The 16,028-nt window shown below is 70.7% G+C and carries 16 protein-coding genes; 11 read left to right on the top strand and 5 right to left on the bottom strand.

The features are described 5' to 3' along the window. The first annotated feature begins 253 nt into the window (after nucleotides 1-253). A complete protein-coding gene (locus FZN60_RS17900) occupies nucleotides 254-1,444 on the top strand; it encodes a fumarylacetoacetate hydrolase family protein (protein ID WP_158874864.1) in 1,191 nt (396 codons plus the stop codon). A gap of 6 nt (nucleotides 1,445-1,450) precedes the next feature. Here FZN60_RS17900 and FZN60_RS17905 read toward each other — a convergent pair whose 3' ends face one another. Further along, on the bottom strand, nucleotides 1,451-2,170 hold the full coding sequence (locus tag FZN60_RS17905) for a Crp/Fnr family transcriptional regulator (protein ID WP_246726919.1): 720 nt from the start codon (nucleotides 2,168-2,170) through the stop codon (nucleotides 1,451-1,453). 291 nt (nucleotides 2,171-2,461) lie between these two features. Here FZN60_RS17905 and FZN60_RS17910 point away from each other — a divergent pair, with 291 nt between their 5' ends. Both FZN60_RS17910 and FZN60_RS17915 read left to right on the top strand, forming a co-directional pair. After that, nucleotides 2,462-2,974 (top strand): copper chaperone PCu(A)C, encoded by a 513-nt coding sequence (locus tag FZN60_RS17910; RefSeq protein ID WP_246726920.1) that lies wholly within the window; start codon nucleotides 2,462-2,464, stop codon nucleotides 2,972-2,974. 95 nt (nucleotides 2,975-3,069) lie between these two features. Beyond that, on the top strand, nucleotides 3,070-3,399 hold the full coding sequence (locus FZN60_RS17915) for a BLUF domain-containing protein (protein ID WP_158874866.1): 330 nt from the start codon (nucleotides 3,070-3,072) through the stop codon (nucleotides 3,397-3,399). A gap of 28 nt (nucleotides 3,400-3,427) precedes the next feature. On the opposite strand, the gene FZN60_RS17920 is transcribed toward FZN60_RS17915, so the two are convergent. Beyond that, nucleotides 3,428-3,733 carry a hypothetical protein gene (locus FZN60_RS17920; protein ID WP_158874867.1) on the bottom strand — a complete coding sequence of 102 codons (306 nt, stop codon included), beginning with the start codon at nucleotides 3,731-3,733 and terminating at the stop codon, nucleotides 3,428-3,430. A gap of 108 nt (nucleotides 3,734-3,841) precedes the next feature. Continuing rightward, complete coding sequence (gene egtB / locus FZN60_RS17925; RefSeq protein WP_158874868.1) at nucleotides 3,842-5,125, bottom strand: ergothioneine biosynthesis protein EgtB; 1,284 nt, start codon at nucleotides 5,123-5,125, stop codon at nucleotides 3,842-3,844. A 325-nt stretch (nucleotides 5,126-5,450) separates the two neighbouring features. Between egtB and FZN60_RS17930 the strand changes: the two genes are divergently transcribed. Genes FZN60_RS17930 through FZN60_RS17940 form a run of 3 tightly spaced genes read left to right on the top strand, consistent with a single transcriptional unit; the run spans nucleotide 5,451 to nucleotide 8,294 of the window. Further along, on the top strand, nucleotides 5,451-6,863 hold the full coding sequence (locus FZN60_RS17930) for an anthranilate synthase component I family protein (protein WP_158874869.1): 1,413 nt from the start codon (nucleotides 5,451-5,453) through the stop codon (nucleotides 6,861-6,863). Continuing rightward, the gene (locus tag FZN60_RS17935; RefSeq protein WP_158874870.1) at nucleotides 6,860-7,465 is read left to right on the top strand and encodes an anthranilate synthase component II; all 606 of its coding nucleotides are present in this window, start codon (nucleotides 6,860-6,862) and stop codon (nucleotides 7,463-7,465) included. The genes FZN60_RS17930 and FZN60_RS17935 overlap by 4 nt, the downstream gene beginning before the upstream one ends. Further along, nucleotides 7,437-8,294, top strand: coding sequence for an aminotransferase class IV (locus FZN60_RS17940; protein ID WP_158874871.1), 858 nt, complete (start codon nucleotides 7,437-7,439; stop codon nucleotides 8,292-8,294). Before FZN60_RS17935 ends, FZN60_RS17940 begins: the two co-directional genes overlap by 29 nt. Before the next feature lie 7 nt (nucleotides 8,295-8,301). Here the strand turns inward: FZN60_RS17940 and FZN60_RS17945 are convergent, their stop codons facing one another. Continuing rightward, nucleotides 8,302-8,718, bottom strand: a complete 417-nt coding sequence (locus tag FZN60_RS17945) for a diacylglycerol kinase (RefSeq protein WP_158874872.1) — start codon at nucleotides 8,716-8,718, stop codon at nucleotides 8,302-8,304. 243 nt (nucleotides 8,719-8,961) lie between these two features. Between FZN60_RS17945 and FZN60_RS17950 the strand changes: the two genes are divergently transcribed. The 5 genes from FZN60_RS17950 to FZN60_RS17970 all read left to right on the top strand — a co-directional run bounded on the left by FZN60_RS17950 (nucleotide 8,962) and on the right by FZN60_RS17970 (nucleotide 14,937). Then, nucleotides 8,962-9,432, top strand: a complete 471-nt coding sequence (locus FZN60_RS17950; RefSeq protein WP_246726922.1) for a MarR family winged helix-turn-helix transcriptional regulator — start codon at nucleotides 8,962-8,964, stop codon at nucleotides 9,430-9,432. 232 nt (nucleotides 9,433-9,664) lie between these two features. Continuing rightward, nucleotides 9,665-11,284: an OpgD/OpgG family glucan biosynthesis protein gene (locus FZN60_RS17955; RefSeq protein ID WP_246726923.1), complete on the top strand. Its 1,620-nt coding sequence runs from the start codon at nucleotides 9,665-9,667 to the stop codon at nucleotides 11,282-11,284. An 87-nt stretch (nucleotides 11,285-11,371) separates the two neighbouring features. Next, nucleotides 11,372-11,656 carry a hypothetical protein gene (locus tag FZN60_RS17960; RefSeq protein ID WP_158874873.1) on the top strand — a complete coding sequence of 95 codons (285 nt, stop codon included), beginning with the start codon at nucleotides 11,372-11,374 and terminating at the stop codon, nucleotides 11,654-11,656. 113 nt (nucleotides 11,657-11,769) lie between these two features. Next, nucleotides 11,770-13,563 carry a glucans biosynthesis glucosyltransferase MdoH gene (mdoH, locus tag FZN60_RS17965; RefSeq protein WP_246726927.1) on the top strand — a complete coding sequence of 598 codons (1,794 nt, stop codon included), beginning with the start codon at nucleotides 11,770-11,772 and terminating at the stop codon, nucleotides 13,561-13,563. 120 nt (nucleotides 13,564-13,683) lie between these two features. After that, nucleotides 13,684-14,937 carry an OpgC family protein gene (locus tag FZN60_RS17970; protein ID WP_246726928.1) on the top strand — a complete coding sequence of 418 codons (1,254 nt, stop codon included), beginning with the start codon at nucleotides 13,684-13,686 and terminating at the stop codon, nucleotides 14,935-14,937. 117 nt (nucleotides 14,938-15,054) lie between these two features. Here the strand turns inward: FZN60_RS17970 and FZN60_RS17975 are convergent, their stop codons facing one another. After that, nucleotides 15,055-16,014 carry a nicotinate-nucleotide--dimethylbenzimidazole phosphoribosyltransferase gene (locus tag FZN60_RS17975; RefSeq protein ID WP_158874874.1) on the bottom strand — a complete coding sequence of 320 codons (960 nt, stop codon included), beginning with the start codon at nucleotides 16,012-16,014 and terminating at the stop codon, nucleotides 15,055-15,057. Nucleotides 16,015-16,028: the final 14 nt, after the last annotated feature.

A 16,028-nucleotide genomic window follows, 5' to 3' on the forward strand; every position in this document is an offset into this window, starting at 1 on the left:
TCCTGGGCCGGAGGGATCGCTTCTGATCGGCGGGCGCTCGTCCCGCCGAAGTGCTGCGCGTAACCGAATCAATAGAACGAACGAGGAATATCGTCAAGAACGAAAACGGAACGATGTTTGGAAAAGACCTCGGGTCGCCGGAGAATGCGAGCCTGCCTGCGGGAATTCCCCTGTCGGCGCCGCGCACCGCGCGGCTATAAGCCGGCCGAAGCGCGGGAGGCGCGGCAGGCATTCGACGTCTTGGAGGACGGGCATGATCACACACGAGCATCACCGGGCGACGCTGGCTCTGGCCGAGGCGGCAGGCGCGAGCGGCGCGGCGCTGGTCGGGCGCGTCTTCCGCCCCGACGTCGCCGGCCCCGCCGTCGTGCGCATCCAGAACGGCCGCGCCCTCGACCTCACCGCCGCCTTCCCCACCGTCCGCGACCTGTGCGAGACCGACGATCCCGCGAGCGCCCTTCGCGCCGCACCCGCCGGCGAGGACCTCGGCAGCGTCGCCGACTTGGCTCTCAACGCCGACCCGCGGAACCGGAACGCCGCGCGCCCGCACCTCCTCTCGCCCATCGACCTCCAGGCGGTGAAGGCGGCGGGCGTCACCTTCGTCGTGTCCATGCTGGAGCGCGTCATCGAGGAGCGCATCCGGGGCGATGCGGGCGCGGCGGCGGGCGTGCGCCAGACCATCCTCGACCTCGTGGGCTCCGACATCCGGGCGCTCAAGCCCGGCAGCGCCGAGGCCGCCCGCCTCAAGGCCGCCCTCATCGAGGCGGGCGCCTGGAGCCAGTATCTGGAAGTGGGCATCGGGCCGGACGCGGAGATCTTCACCAAGGGCCAGCCGCTCTCCACCGTCGGCTCGGGCGCGGAGATCGGCGTTCATCCCGCCTCCACCTGGAACAATCCCGAGCCCGAGGTGGTGCTGGCCGCCGCCTCGAGCGGGCGCATCGTCGGGGCGAGCCTCGGCAACGACGTCAACCTTCGCGACGTGGAGGGCCGCTCGGCGCTGCTTCTGGGCAAGGCCAAGGACAACAACGGCGCGGCGGCCGTCGGGCCGTTCCTGCGGCTCTTCGACGACAACTTCACGCTCGAGGACGTGCGCGCCCTGGAGCTGAGCCTGACCGTCGAGGGCGAGGAGGGCTACGCGCTGACGGGCCGCTCCTCCATGCGCGAGATCAGCCGCGACCCGGCCGACCTCGTCGGCCAGGCGATCAACGCCCACCACCGCTATCCCGACGGGCTCGTGCTTTATCTCGGCACCATGTTCGCTCCCGTCGAGGACCGCGACGAGCCGGGCCGCGGCTTCACCCACAAGGCGGGCGACGTCGTCTCGATCGCGACCGACAAGCTCGGCGCCCTCGTCAACCGCACCGCCCCCACCGACGCCGTCGAAGGAGGCGCCATGGGCGCCGCCGACCTCATGCGAAACCTCGCCAAACGCGGCCTTCTTTGAGAAGCCTCAGTCGGCGTTCGCCAGGGCGCTGCGGCAATGGAGATAGGCCGGGTCGAAGTGGCAGACGCGCTTCAGCCCGGCCCAGTCGAGGATCCGCACCGAGCGGCGGCTGATCGCCACGAGCCGCTCGGCCCTGAGGTCCTGCAGCGCGCGGTTCACCGAGACGGGCGTCAGGCCGAGCGCGTCGGCCATCTCGATCTGGGTGAGCGGCAGGGCGAACTGGTGGTCGACGGCGAGACCCGCCGCGTCGAGCCGCACCAGCATCTCGCACAGGAGATGGGCAGCGTTCTCGCGCGCCGAGCGCCGGCCCATGCCGAGGATCCACTCGCGGAAGATCGCCCCGTCGATCAGCGAGGAGCGCCAGAGCGCCGCGGCGATGCGCGGCCGCGCCCGGCATATGGCCTTCAGGTCCTCGTGCCGGACGGTGGCGAGGCGGCAGGGCGTGTTGGCGGCGAGGCTGCAGTCCAGAACGCCGAGATACAGGCTCTGGAGATCCGGGATGTCGCCGGGCAGGTGGAAGGCGACGATCTGGCGCCGGCCGTCCGGGATCATCTTGTACCAGTTGGTCAGGCCTTCGAGGACGATGCAGCATTGACTCGGCTCGTCGCCTTCGGTGACGATGTCCTGGCCCGCCGCGACGTCGCGAAGCGTCACCGGCAGGTCGAGCAGGGCCTGTCGGTCCTCCTCGTCGAGGTCGAAGATGCTGTCCAGCTTGCGGATCAGCACGTGCTCCGCGGAGTCCGCGCTGACCTTCAGTGGTAAGGACAGATCGTCTCGAAGCATCATCTGATTCTGGTTCCGGCTTGGCCCGCCTTCGGGGTTAAACGCCTGTCGCCCAAGGCGGCAAGGCGCCATTTCGCTTCCTGTCTGCACGCCAGGAGCCGCGGGGAAGCCGCCCGGCGCGCCGCCTCGCCGATGACAGGAACGCGCTCCTCTGACATGAGGGGCCGGCAACACCCGCCGACCGGCATCTCGGAGCCGCCGGCGCGCCCTGCACCGTTCCGTCGGAGACCTCCCGTGCGCCCGTCACTCCGCAGCCTCGTCCTCGCTCTCTGCTTGTGTCCGGCGCTCGCCGCCGCGCACGATTATCGCGCCGGCTCGATCGCCATCGATCATCCCTTTGCCCGGGCGACGCTGCCCGGCGCCGCGGTGGGAGGAGCCTATATGGCGCTCCGCAACGACGGGACGACCGCCGACCGGCTCGTCGCGGCCTCGACGCCGGCCGCCGAGCGGGTGGAGTTCCACTCGATGACGATGCAGGGCGACGTGATGCGCATGACGCCGATCAAGGCCGGCATCGAGCTGCCGCCCGGCGAAACGGTATCGGTGCGGCCCGGCGGCCTGCACCTCATGCTCGTCGGGCTGAAGGCCCCGCTCGCGCAGGGAACGCGCGTGCCGATGACGCTGGACTTCGCGTCGGGCGCACGCGTCGAGGTCGAGCTCGCCGTGGAAGCGCCCAATGCCGGAGCCGGCAGCGCGGGTGCCGAGCACGAGCACGGCGCGCACGGGGAAGCGGGCGAGAGCCGCTGAACCGACGGCGGCGTCTGGCCCGCCGCTTGGCATCGCCGATCGATTGCCTATCTAACGGCTTTCGCGCCGCCCGATCGACGTGCAACGGACAGGACGTGCCCTTTCTTCACATCTGCTACGCCAGCGAACTCCTCGATGCGTCCGCCGGCGCTCGCGCCGCTCTTCTCGCCCAGGCCAAGCGCAACAACGAACAGGCTGGCATCACCGGCTGCATCGCCTTCGAGGACCGACGCTGCGTCCAGATCCTGGAAGGACCGCGCGACCGCGTGGAAGCCTTGTTCGAGACGATCCGGCACGACCCGCGCCATATGGGCGTCGTGGAACTGACCCGGCGCGAGATCGACGGGCTCCACTTCGAGCGCTGGGGCATGTCGCGCTGGCAGGTCTCGGACCTCTACCTCCTGTCGGAACGCGTCGCCTCCTGAGGGCGCCCTGCCGGCCGGGATCCGCGCGTCAGCCGCGGCGCCCCTGGCGCTGGCGGCAGCGGGCTTCCGCATCCGCGCCGGCACGGCGCGCCTGCTGCTCCAGGATGAGCCGGTAGCCGAGCCCGTTCTCGCTGCGGCTGACGAGCTGTTCGTAGCGGTTGGCGGCGGTCTGGCGGCCGTACTGGGCGCAGAAGGCGGCACTGCCGCGCGGGAACGGGTTCGCCGAAACGCGCGCGCCCTCGATCGGGTTGAGGTTGGGATAAGGCGTGGTTCCGTCGCCGACACAGCCGGCAAGAACGAGGCCCGACAGAACGAGGGGGCCGATGGCGCGCATGGAGGGACTCGCTTCTTCCGGGCACCGCGGCGTGGGACGGCGCCCTCCGATCTCCCAAGCGGAACGGATCGCGGCGCAATTGGGTTCCCGCCGCGATCCTCCTGTTGACTAAGCGTCGCGCGCCAGCCGCAGCCCCGCCATCGCCGTGCGCCGGTGCGGCTGCTGCGCCATCCGGTAGCTCGCGCGGATGTGACTGGCCGGCGTCAGGCACGAGCCGCCCTTCAGGACGTAGCGGTTGTTGGCGAAGCGGGCGTCCGATCCCGCCCGCGCCCCGGCTGACGGCTTGAAGCCGGGATAGGGCGCGAAGGCGGAGGCGGTCCATTCCCAGACGTCGCCGAACACCTGCTTCAAGCCCGGCTGGGAGCCGTCGGCACGGCGCGGGCGCAGCGCCTGGCGCTCGTAGAGATTGCCCGTCACCGGCACGTCCTCGGCCGCCCGTTCCCACTCCGCTTCGGTGGGCAGGCGGCGGCCGGCCCAGCGGGCATAGGCGTCCGCCTCGAAATAGCTGAGATGCGCGACCGGCGCGCTCATGTCGACCGGCTGCATGCCGCGCAGCGTCATCGTCCACCAGATGCCGTCGCGGCGCTCCCAATAGAGCGGGTGCGACCACTTCTCGGACAGGATCTGCTCCCAGCCGTCGGCGAGCCAGAGCAGCGGCGAGCGGTAGCCGCCGTCCTCGATGAACTCCATCCATTCGCCGTTGGTGACCGGCCGGTCGGCCAGCTCGAAGGGGCGCAGCAGCACCTGGTGGCGCGGGCGCTCGGCGTCGAAGGCGAAGCCGCCGTCCTCGGGCGCGCGGCCGATCTCGGCGATGCCGCCGGGAAAGCCGATCCAGAGCGGGATGTCGACGCTGGCGCTCTCCATGCGCCGCGGCTCGGCCTCGCGATAGTTCGGCTTCAGGGGATTGCACGAGAAGAGATGCAGGATGTCGACGAGGAGGAGCTCGCCCTGGCGCTCCTCGCGGTTGCAGCCGAGCTCCACCGCCGCCTCGACGTCCGGGCCGACTGCCCCCTCGCCGAGCAGCGTCGACATGGCCGCGTCGACATGCGCGCGCCACTCGCGCACCCGGTCGAGCGAGGGGCGCGTGATCAGGCCCGGCACGGCGCGCACGAGCCGCGGGCCGGCGCTTTCGGGAAAGGGATCGAACAGCGCCAGGAGCCGCTCGTCGAAGGGACGGTAGTTCGGCAGGTGCGCCTTGAGAACCACCGTCTCGAAGAAGGCGGTGGGCATGGCGAGGTGCCACTTGGCGGGGCATGCGTCGGGGCCGGTCTGGACCGTCGCGTCGGCGTCGGTCAGGGGCTCGGCGAGGAAGAGGCTCCGGGCGCGCACCGTTGCGTAGCGCTCGACGAGGGCGCGCGAGGGAGCGGCCTTGACGGCCTGGCTGCGGGACATGTCTGCTCGTTCCTCATTCGCCCGCTCCGCTTGTTGTCGGCCGGGGCCGGCAAGTCGGCGGGCGATCGTTCTGGCCTCGTCGGGCGAGGCTGGCTGCTCGTCTGTTGAAGCGGGTCGGATCGCTCGACCGAGCCCGCGCCGGGCACCGACTTAATCCTATCCTGCGGCGGTGCAATGACGCGCGACGAAAGGATGCGTGAAGGGCCGCGTCCCGCCCCGTCGGCCGGGTGGTCAAGCATCTGGCGCGGCTGGCTCGAAGAGGTTTTGACGCGGAGGCCCAAACCGGGCATGCGGGAGGAGACGTGCAGTCGAGGCGACGACCCCCATGCTGATCCGCGAGATCGCCTTTCTCGATCCGGCCGAGGCGGCGGCGCGCCTGCGTCCCTTCGGCGACCTCGCGCTCCTCGACAGCGCCATGCCCCATCCGACGCTCGCACGCCACGCCTTCGTCGCCGCCGACCCGTTTTCGCGCCTCGCGGTCGACCGGATCGGCGCGCTCGTCGACGGGCGTCGCGTGGCGGGTCCCCCGATCGAGGCGATCCGCGCCGCCCTGTCGCGCTTCCGCCTGGCGCCGCGGCCCGACCTTCCGCCCTTCCGGGGCGGCGCGCTCGGCCACGTCGCCTACGAGTTCGCCCACCACCTGGAACGGCTCGACGCACCGGCCGACATCGACGCGGTGCAGCCCTCGCTGCGGCTCGGCCTCTACGACACCGTTGTCGCGCTCGACGTGATCGACAAGCGCGCCTGGCTCTTCGCGTCCGGCTTCCCCGAAATGGAAGATGACGCCCGCCGCGCCCGCGCGAACGCCCGGCTCGCCCGCTTCGAGGCGGCGCTGACCGGGCCGGCCCCGCCGCGGCCCCGCCCCTTCGCGCCGGCGCCGGGAAGCGTTCCCGTCACCTCCAACTTCACGCCCGAGCGCTTCGCCGCGGCGGTGGAGCGGGTGCGCGACTACATCCTGTCCGGCGACATCTACCAGGCCAACATCGCCCAGACCTTCGAAGCGGCGCTTCCGGACGGCTTCGACCCCTTCGCCTTCCATCTCGCGCTGCGGGCGGCGAACCCCGCCCCTTTCGCGGCCTTTCTGGAAACGGGACCGCTCGCCGTCTCCTCCTCCAGCCCCGAGCGCTTCCTGAAGCTCATGACCGACGGGAGCGTCGAGACGCGCCCGATCAAGGGCACGGCGGCCCGCGACCTCGCCGACCCGGCGGCCGACGCCCGAGCGGCCGAGGCGCTTCTCGCGTCCGAGAAGGACCGGGCCGAGAACGTCATGATCGTCGACCTCATGCGCAACGACCTGTCGCGGGTCTGCGACCCCGACTCGGTCGCGGTGCCGGTTCTGTGTGGCCTGGAAAGCTACGCCTCGGTCCACCACCTCACCTCCGTCGTGACGGGGCGGCTCGCGCCGGGCCGCGACGCCCTCGACCTTCTCGCCGCGACCTTTCCCGGCGGCTCGATCACGGGCGCGCCGAAGATCCGGGCCATGGACATCATCACCGAGATCGAGACCACCGCCCGCGGCCCGTATTGCGGCTCGATCGGCTATATCGGCTTCGACGGGGCGATGGATCTCAACATCGCGATCCGCACCGTCTCGATGAGCGAGAGCACCGCCCGCTTCCAGGCCGGCGGCGGCATCACGGTCCTGTCGGAGGGTGCGGCGGAATATCGCGAGACGCTGGCCAAGGCCGGCCGCATCCTGTCCGCTTTCGGAGCGCGCCCGTCCGCCGGTTCCCCATGATCCTCGTCGTCGACAACTATGATTCCTTCGTCTTCAACGTCGCGCGCTACCTCGCGCGGGCCGGCGCCGAGGTGGTGGTCCGGCGCAACGACGCGCTGGATCTGGCGGCCATCGCCGACCTCGCGCCCGAAGCGCTGGTGATCTCGCCGGGCCCCTGCGCGCCGGCCCAGGCCGGCATCTCGCTGGAGGCCGTCCGCACCCTGTCGGGGCGCCTTCCGATCCTCGGCGTCTGCCTCGGCCATCAGGTGATCGGCGAAGCCTTCGGGGGCCGCGTCGAGCGCGCCGGGCGGCCGATGCACGGGCGCGCCTCGGACGTTTCGCACGAGGGCGCCGGGCTGTTCGCGGGCCTCCCCACCCCCGCCGCCTGCGGCCGCTATCACTCGCTGATCGTGCGCCCGACGCCGGAGATGGAGCGCCACCTCGCCGCGGACGCCTGGTCGGAGGACGGCGAGATCATGGGCCTCAGTCATCGCGAGCACCCGACCTACGGCATCCAGTTCCACCCCGAATCCGTGCTGACGCCGGAGGGCGACCGGATGCTGCGCAACTTCCTTGACCTTTCGGAGGCTTGGCATGAGCGGCAGCGTCGTTTGGCGGAATGATCGCTTCGAGGACGCCGCGATCGACCCGTCCGACCGGGGGCTGCTTCTCGCCGACGGGGTCTTCGACACGGCGCTGGTCATCGACGGCCGCGCGGCCTTTCGCGAGCGCCACCTCGACCGCCTCGCCGATGCTCTCGCCGCGCTCTCGATCGCCGTGCCGCGCGAAACCCTCGTGCGCGCGCACGACGCCCTTGCCGCGCGCTGCGGCACCGGCTCGATCCGGCTGACGGTGACGCGCGGGCCGGGTCCGCGCGGCCTCGGCTTCCCGCCCGAGCCGCGCCCGACCCTTCTCGGCTCGGCGGCGCCCCTCGCGCCCGCCGCGATGTTCGCGCCGCTCCGCCTCGCGCTCTCCGACATCCGCCGCAACGAAACGTCGCCGACGAGCCGCGTGAAGTCGCTCGCCTATCTCGACGCCGTTCTCGCCAACCACGCGGCGCGCCGCGCGGGTGCCGACGAGGCGCTGTTCCTCAACGCGGCCGGGCGCCTTGCCTCGACGGCGCTGGCCAACCTCTTCGTGGTGCGGCGGGGCGTCCTTCTGACCCCGCCGCTGGCGGACGGCGTCCTGCCCGGCACCCTGCGCGGCTGGATCCTCGACAATGCCGGCCGGCTGGGCCTTGCCGCCGAGGAGCGGCCGCTCCTCCTGGAGGAGGCCGTCGGCGCGCCGCTTCTCGCCACCAACAGCCTGCGCCTCGTCTCGCCCGCCCGGCTGGACGAGGCGCCGCACGAAGCCTCGCCGGTCCTCCGCCGCCTCGCGGACGGCGTCTGCGCCGCGATCGCCGCGGAGTGCGGGATGGATCCGCGCGCGCTGGGCGCCGCTCTCGCCGACTGACGGACGATCAGCCGCGCCGCGCCGCGCCGCCGGCCAGGAGCCAGGCCGGATCGAACCAGCGGTCGGCTTCCCCGTCATAGGGCAGGACGTTCACGTCCCAGTGGCGCACGAAGGGGGCATAGACGTCCCACACCTTCGGACCGCCGCCGATGAAGACGACGCGGTCGGGAAAGCGCGACAGGACCTCGCGCGGATCCTCGTGCGAGCGGATGGTGACGAGGGTGCGGGTCTCGCGCGCGAAGTCCGGCACGGCCCCGATCGTCGTCGGCCCGGCGACGAGGACGTGGCCGCGCGAGATCTCGAAGAAGCGCTCGACGTCCTCCACGAAGGGCCGCCCGGGATTGCCCTCCCAGGGTAGGTGCCCGTTCAGGCCGAGCTGTCCGCTGCGCCCGATCGCGCAGATCACCCTGACATCCGCCGCCATCGCATCCCTCCTCGCAACCCCGAAACGAGAGCGTCGCGCGGGGTCCCGCTCGGCCCGCCGACTGGTCCCGCACCGGGCTCTTACACCCGTTTCGAAGCCCGTTGTCCGGCGAATCGGTCCGTTCCGCGCCAAAAAGTAAGGAACCCTGAAAAAATTGGGTGCCAAACTATAACGCTATAATGTCGGGTGCCTTCGGATCTCCCATAAAGCGCGGATGGTTGTCATCTTGCGAGCGTGATCGGCATGTCGACTGCTTCGGCCCTTCCCGTGGAACAAGAAGGGCGTGCTCAGCTTGTGCCGCTGCTTTTGTCCATATCGAAATCGACCCGCGCCTTTCTCGCCCTGCTTTTGAGCGAGATCGACCTTCATCCGGGTCAGGACCAGCTCCTGATGCGCCTCGTGCCGGGCGAGCCGATCAGCGTGTCGCTCCTGGCCGACCAGCTGTCCGTGCGCCCCTCCACCGTATCCAAGATGCTGGACCGCTTGATCGAGAAGGATCTCGTGCAGCGCAGCTCGAACGATTCAGATGCGCGGCGCACCATGGTGCGAATCACGCCGGACGGAGAAGCGGTCCGCGCCCGGGTGAGGAGCGTCTGGGAGCGGCTCGACGGCGAGCTCTGCGCGGCCCTCGAGAACTCCGAGATCGGCTCGGTGGTGCGCACCCTGCGCCAGACCGACGAGGTTCTCGCCGTGAAGTTACGGCGCCTGCGCTGACGGTCCCCGGCGAGGGCCGGTTTACCGAGTTTTAACTGTACAACCATGCGGCAGTGCGACAAGGCTCGCGCTGCCGCCTTGATTTCGGCGGAAAGATTGGACGGATAGGGCCTTGGTGCCAGGTCACGCGGCCATGGCGCTCGTCCGCAACGCCGTTCCGCGGCTGGCGAAGGGGCTTCTTTTCGCATATGCTCACACCGCAGACGCATCGCCACGCAAAGACTTTCCTCCCGTGATCGAATTCCGCTTCGTTACCCGGCGCCTCGCCCTGAAGGCTGCGCTCGGCGCCTCGATGCTGCCCTTCATGGGCGGCCTGTCCGTCGCGCAGGAGCCGCCCGCGGCGCCCCCTGCCCCACCGCCGGCTCCGGCGCCCGAGGCGGCGCCCGCGCCGCCGCAGCCCTTCGACTTCGAGGCGCTGTCGGCCCGGATGGCCGAGCGCGCCAAGGCGCCCTACCAGACGCCGCAGGAAGTGCCGCAGGAACTGCTGGACCTCACCTATGACGAGTTGCGCTCGATCCGCTTCCGCCCGGATCACGCGCTGTGGCGCGAGCAGCCGGTCAACTTCCAGCTCCACGCCTTTTATCCCGGCTTCCTGTTCCGCACCGCCGTGCACCTGTTCGTCGGCGACGGCACGACCTTCCAGCCGGCGAACTTCGGTCCGGCCGACTTCTCCTACGACCCGCCGCTCGATCCCGCGCGCTTCCAGAACATCCCGCTGCCGGGCATCGCGGGCTTCCGCATCCATTCGCCCCTGGAGCGGCCGGACTACTTCGACGAGCTCGTCACCTTCCTGGGCGCCAGCTACTTCCGGGCGCTCGGCATGGGGTCGCGCTACGGCCTGTCGGCCCGCGGCATCGCGATCAACACGGCGACGGGCACGCCCGAGGAGTTCCCCTCCTTCACCGCCTTCTACGTCACGACGCCCAAGCCCGGCGACAAGCACGTCTCGATCATGGCCGAGCTCGATTCGCCGAGCCTGACCGGCGCCTACGCCTTCCGGATCGAGCCGGGCCCGCAGACGGTCATGGACGTGACCTGCCGGCTCTACTTCCGCAACGCCGTGGAGCGCCTGGGCGTCGCGCCGCTGACCTCGATGTTCCATTTCGGCGAGAACGATCCGCCGGACCGCGACGACTTCCGCCCGGAGGTCCACGACAGCGACGGCCTGGTGATCGAGCGGTCGAACGGCGAGCGCTTCTGGCGCCCGCTGAAGAACCCCAAGCAGCTCTCGCTCTCCGTGATCGGCGAAACGAGCCCGCGCGCCTTCGGTCTCCTGCAGCGCGACCGCGACTTCTCGCACTACGAGGATCTCGAGTCGCGCTACGACCTGCGGCCTTCGCTGATGATCGAGCCGGTTGGCGAGTGGGGCAAGGGCTCCGTGCTCCTCGTCGAGATCCCGACCGACCTCGAGACCAACGACAACATCGCCGCCTTCTGGGTGCCGGAGAACGCGCCGCAGCCGGGCAGCACCTACGAGTTCCGCTACCGCATGTCCTGGGGCATGCACTCGCAGGAAACGGACGGCCTCGCCTACGTCACCGGCACCTATGCGGGCTTGGGGGGCAACAGCGGGTCGAGCGACCCGGTCAACACCCGGCGCTTCGCGGTGAACTTCGCCGGCGGCACGCTGGCGAACCTGCCCAACGACGCCCGGCCGGATCCGGTCGTCAGCCTCAGCGACAATGCCCGTCTCCACTTCACCAACGTCGACCGTCTGCCGGACGGCGGATGGCGCCTGACGGTGGAGCTGGAAAGAACAGATTCGGGTCCCGTTGAAATTAGCGGGAAACTTTCCATGTTGCAGCGCATTCAGACGGAGACCTGGCTCTACCAGTGGACGGAAGAGCAATAGGTCTCGACCGGAACGCATCCGCATTCATCCCGCATTCATCCCCAATCGGCCATTAGAACGCTTCCTCTCCCAAAGGATCGCCAAGACATGACCCCCGGCATCATGGTCAACCGACCGGATCTGTCCGACGACGCCGTGCTTCAGTCGATTGCCGAGCGCAACGCGATGACCGGCCGTTCGGACCTCGACCCCCAGACCGTCCTGTCCGCTGCGATGTCCGGAGACCCGGACGCGCGCGAGATCGTCGACGGTCTGGTTCTGCCGCCCCCGGTGGCGCCGCTCTCCATGCACCAGCAGCCGCTTCTGCGCGAAGCGCGCAGCTTCCTCCCCCGCATCGTGCCCTTCGCATGGGCGCGGCGCGGCGAGGTTTGATAACCGTTCGCCGTCTTCTATCTTCCTGAACGTCGCGAGCAGGCCCGGCCGTTCTCGGCCGGGCCGTCGATGTATCTGGGGCCTTGCGAGGCCCGTCTTCGTGGAGCGTTCGCGTGCGGTCCATCACCCTCAAGCGCGCCGTGTTCATCGGCAGCGCCTTCCTTCTCGCCTTCGCGGCGGCCAGTCTGTTCGGCGTGGTCATCACGGCCAACGGTACCTCGCCGATCCATTGGGCGATGGTCGCGCTCCTCTTGGTATGCTGCATCTGGCTTGCCTGGGGCTTCAACACCGCGGTCGCCGGCATCCTGTCCCGGCGGGGCACGCCGCCCCGCTCGGCGGCCGTGCCCTGGCGCGGGTCGAGCCGAACGGCCGTGCTGGTGCCCGTCTACAACGAGGACGCCACCGCCGTCTTCGCGCGCGTCGCCGCCATGCTGCGCGGGCTGATGGAGATCGACCCCTCGCATCGCTTCGATATGCACGTCCTGTCCGACTCGACGAAGCCGGACTGCGTCGTCGCCGAGAAGCGCGCGGCGCAGCGCGTCGCCGAGGCGCTCGGCGCCTCCGGGCGCCTCTACTACCGGCACCGCGAGAAGAACACCGGGCGCAAGGCCGGCAACATCGCCGACTTCGTCACCCGCTCGGGCGGCGCCTACGAGTACATGCTGATCCTCGACGCCGATTCGCTGATGCGGCCCGAGACCATGCTGGAGATGGCGGCCCGCATGGAAGCGGACCCCGAGCTCGGCCTCCTCCAGACCCAGCCCCTCATCATCGGCCGCCACACGATCTTCGGCCGCGCGCTGCAGTTCTCGGCCGCCCTGTTCTCGCCGGTCTTCTCGCGCGGCATCGCCGCCCTTCAGGGGCGCGAGGGGCCGTTCTGGGGCCACAACGCCATCATCCGCACCCGCGCCTTCGCCGCGGCCTGCGGCCTGCCCAAGCTGCCGGGCAAGGCGCCCTTCGGCGGCGAGATCCTCAGCCACGATTCGATCGAGGCGGCGCTTCTCGCCCGCGCCGGCTACACGGTGCGCGTCGATCCCGACCTCGAAGGCTCCTACGAGGAAGCGCCCTCGACCCTCATCGAATATGCCAAGCGCGACCGGCGCTGGTGCCAGGGCAACCTCCAGCACGGCGGACTGCTGGCCGCGCCGGGCCTTCGCACCTGGAGCCGGATCTCGCTCTTCACCGGCATCATGGCCTATGTCGCCTCGCCGATCTGGCTGCTCTTCCTCGTCGTCAGCCTCCTCGATCCCGTGCTGGCGCCGGCGCCGAACTACTTCCCGGCCGATTCGCTCTTTCCCGTCTTCCCCCATCCCGAAACCGGCAAGGCGCTCCTTCTCCTCGTCGGCATCTTCGTCCTCCTTCTCCTGCCCAAGACCCTGATCGCCTTTTCCCGTGCCTTCTCGGCCAAGGGGCGGGCTTTCGGCGGCTGGTTCGCGGTTCTGGCGGGCGCGACGGCCGAGCTCGTTCTGACCAGCGTCCTCGCGCCGGTCATGATGATGTTCCAGTCCAAGGCCGTCGCCGAGATCCTCGTCGGCGCCGATTCCGGCTGGCCCTCGACGGACCGCGAGGACGGACGCCTGCCCGTGCGCGCCGCCTTCGCCGCCAGCTGGTGGATGGTGATCGCCGGCGGATTCCTGCTCTGGGCAGCCTGGACCTACGCGCCCGACCTCGTTCTCTGGGTTCTGCCGATCGCCCTGCCGCTCCTGCTCGCGCCGGTGCTCATCTCCTGGACGGGCGACCGGGCGCTCGGCGAGAGTGTGGAGCGCACCGGCCTCTTCGCCACGCCCTTCGAGCTCGATCCCGAGCCGGTCATCCGCGACGCCGCCGCCTGGCGCCAGCGGCTGGAGCCGGCTCCGCGGGCCGAAGATCCGCTGCCCGACGATGCCCGGCCGATCGCTGCGGAGTAAGGGCGCGGCCCCCGCTCCCCGCATTCATGGGCGGTTCAGGCGGGCAAACGTAGATATCCGGCACATCGTCGGGGCCTTCGGTCTTCGACTGCCCGCCTGCGGGCCCGACAAGCCGGTTGCATGCCCATGATGCCCTTTCCTTCGGCGCCGATCCGGCGCGACAGCGCGATCATCGCCGCCGCCTCGCCCGGTCGCGACCACCGCGTCGACTTCTGGCGCGGCGTCGCGCTGGTGATGATCTTCGTCAACCACATCCCGGGAATCGCCTGGGAAAGCGTCACCAGCGCACGCTTCGGCTTCTCGGACGCGGCCGAGATCTTCGTCTTCCTGGCCGGCTTCGCCTCCGCCTTCGCCTACGGCCGGCCCTTTCTCGGCGGCCTCAGGCTCGCCACCGCGATCCGCGCCCTGCGCCGCTCCGGGGTCCTTCTTCTCGTCCACTACACCCTGTCGATCCTGGCGCTCGGGCTCTTCTGCTGGGCGGCCATGGCTTTCGGGCAGGGCGCCTTCCTTCAGGGCAATGCCTTCTGGATCTTCCTGAGCAAGCCGATGGAAACGCTGGTGGGCGTGGCGACGCTCGGCCACCAGTTCGGCTACGTCAACATCCTGCCGATGTACGCCGTGCTCCTGGCGCTGATGCCGGCGCACCTGGCGCTGACGGCGCTTTTCGGCCGGCGCGTCATGCTCGCCTGCGCGGCGCTCCTCTGGATGGCCTCGCGCACCTTCGGCATCAACCTGCCCGCCTATCCCTTCGAGGGCGGCTGGTTCTTCAATCCCTTCGCCTGGCAGTTCGTCTTCGCGATCGGCCTGTTCTGCGGCTTCCGCGTGCTGGAGAAGGGTCGCGCCGTGGCGGTTTCGCCGCTGCTCTTCTCGGCCGCCTGCCTGTATCTTCTCGCCGCCTTCGTGACGGTGAAGATGGAGGCCTGGGACGTCTGGCACACGACGCCGCTGCCCTACCTCTTCAACAACTTCGACAAGAGCGCCGTCACGCTGCCGCGCCTTCTTCACGTCCTGGCGCTGATCTACGTGGCGGCCAGCGTAATGAGCCGCGTGCCGGCACTCAGCCCGGCGCAGAGCAACCCGATGGCCGTGCTCGGCCGTCACAGCCTGCCGATCTTCGCCATCGGGACCATGCTGTCCCTGTGCGGGCAGGTTCTGCGCCACGGGCGGCCGGACTCGTTCGTCTTCGATACGCTGATCCTCGCGGTCGGCGTCGGCATCATGTGGGGCGTCGCGGTCTATCTCGACTGGTGGCGCGTCGCCTCGAAGGACACCCTGCGCTCCCGCCGAGCCGCCGCGACGGCCGGGGAGGCGACGCGTGCCAAGCCCGTGCCGGCGGTGGCCCGCTCGGCCCGCACGGACGCGGCGAGCAGCTGAAGCATGTCCCGGCGAAGCGGATCCGCTTCGCCGTCGGCCCCTGCGGCAGAATCAACTGGCTCGAGTGCGTCGCGTGAAGCCGGGTTCACGCGACGCGCGCTCCGAATCGGATCGGGATCAGGCGACCGTGGTGGTCGCCGCGTCCTCGGCCGCGATGGCCGACTTCACGACGCCGGCGGCGAGTGCCGCCCCCTCCCCTTCGCCGGAGCCGAGGCCGAGCGCGAGAAGCGGCACCTTGTTCATCGCCTCCAGGAGCCGGCGATGGCCCGGCTCGGCAGAGACGTGGGCGAAGAGGCAGTGGTCGAGCGCGGCCGGATCGGCCGCCTGGAGAATCGCTGCGGCGGCCGTCGCGGCCATGCCGTCGATGATCACCGGCACGCGCGCGGCGCGCGCGGCGAGGATCGCCCCGGCGATCGCCGCGGTTTCGCGCCCGCCGAGCCGCGACAGGAGCTCGAACGGGTCGGCCAGCGCGCCGGCGTGGCATGCGAGCGCCGCTTCCACGATCCCCGCGACGGCGGCATCTCCCACCCAGTCGCGCGGCGGGCGGCCGAACAGGGCCGCCGCGATCGCCGCCGCGGACGCTTCGCCGCCGATGCCGAGCGCGCCCAGGCACAGGAGATCCGGCTCGCCGATCAGCGCTTCCATGCCGAAGGCCATGGTCGCCGCGCAGCCCCTCGCGTCGAGCGCAGCCTCCCGCGCGATGTTGCCCGTGGGCACGTCGAGGGCGAGATCGAAGACCTTGAGGCCGAGATCGACGCTCGCGCAGATGCCGCTCAGCGCCGCAGCGCCGCTGGCGATGGCCTCGACGCGGGCGGCGGTGCGCGCCTGAGCCTTCCCATCCGCCGCGCCGTGCGTGCCGGCGAAGACGGCCAGAAGCGGCCGGCGCACGGCCGCTGGCCGCCCCTGCCAGGCCGCGACCCAGCCGGCGAGGTCGCCGAGGCGCCCGAGGCCGGCGGTCGCGTCGGCGGGCGCCGCGTGCATCCGGACGTGGCGGGCGCGGATCGCGCCGGCATCGGGTCCCGGCATGCGGGCGAGGAGCGCGCGGAAATCGTCGAACGGCGAGGCTGCATTGGACATGGGGTGCACCGCTC

This window comes from Antarcticirhabdus aurantiaca (genome assembly GCF_009765365.1).
Classification (GTDB): domain Bacteria; phylum Pseudomonadota; class Alphaproteobacteria; order Rhizobiales; family Rhizobiaceae; genus Antarcticirhabdus; species Antarcticirhabdus aurantiaca.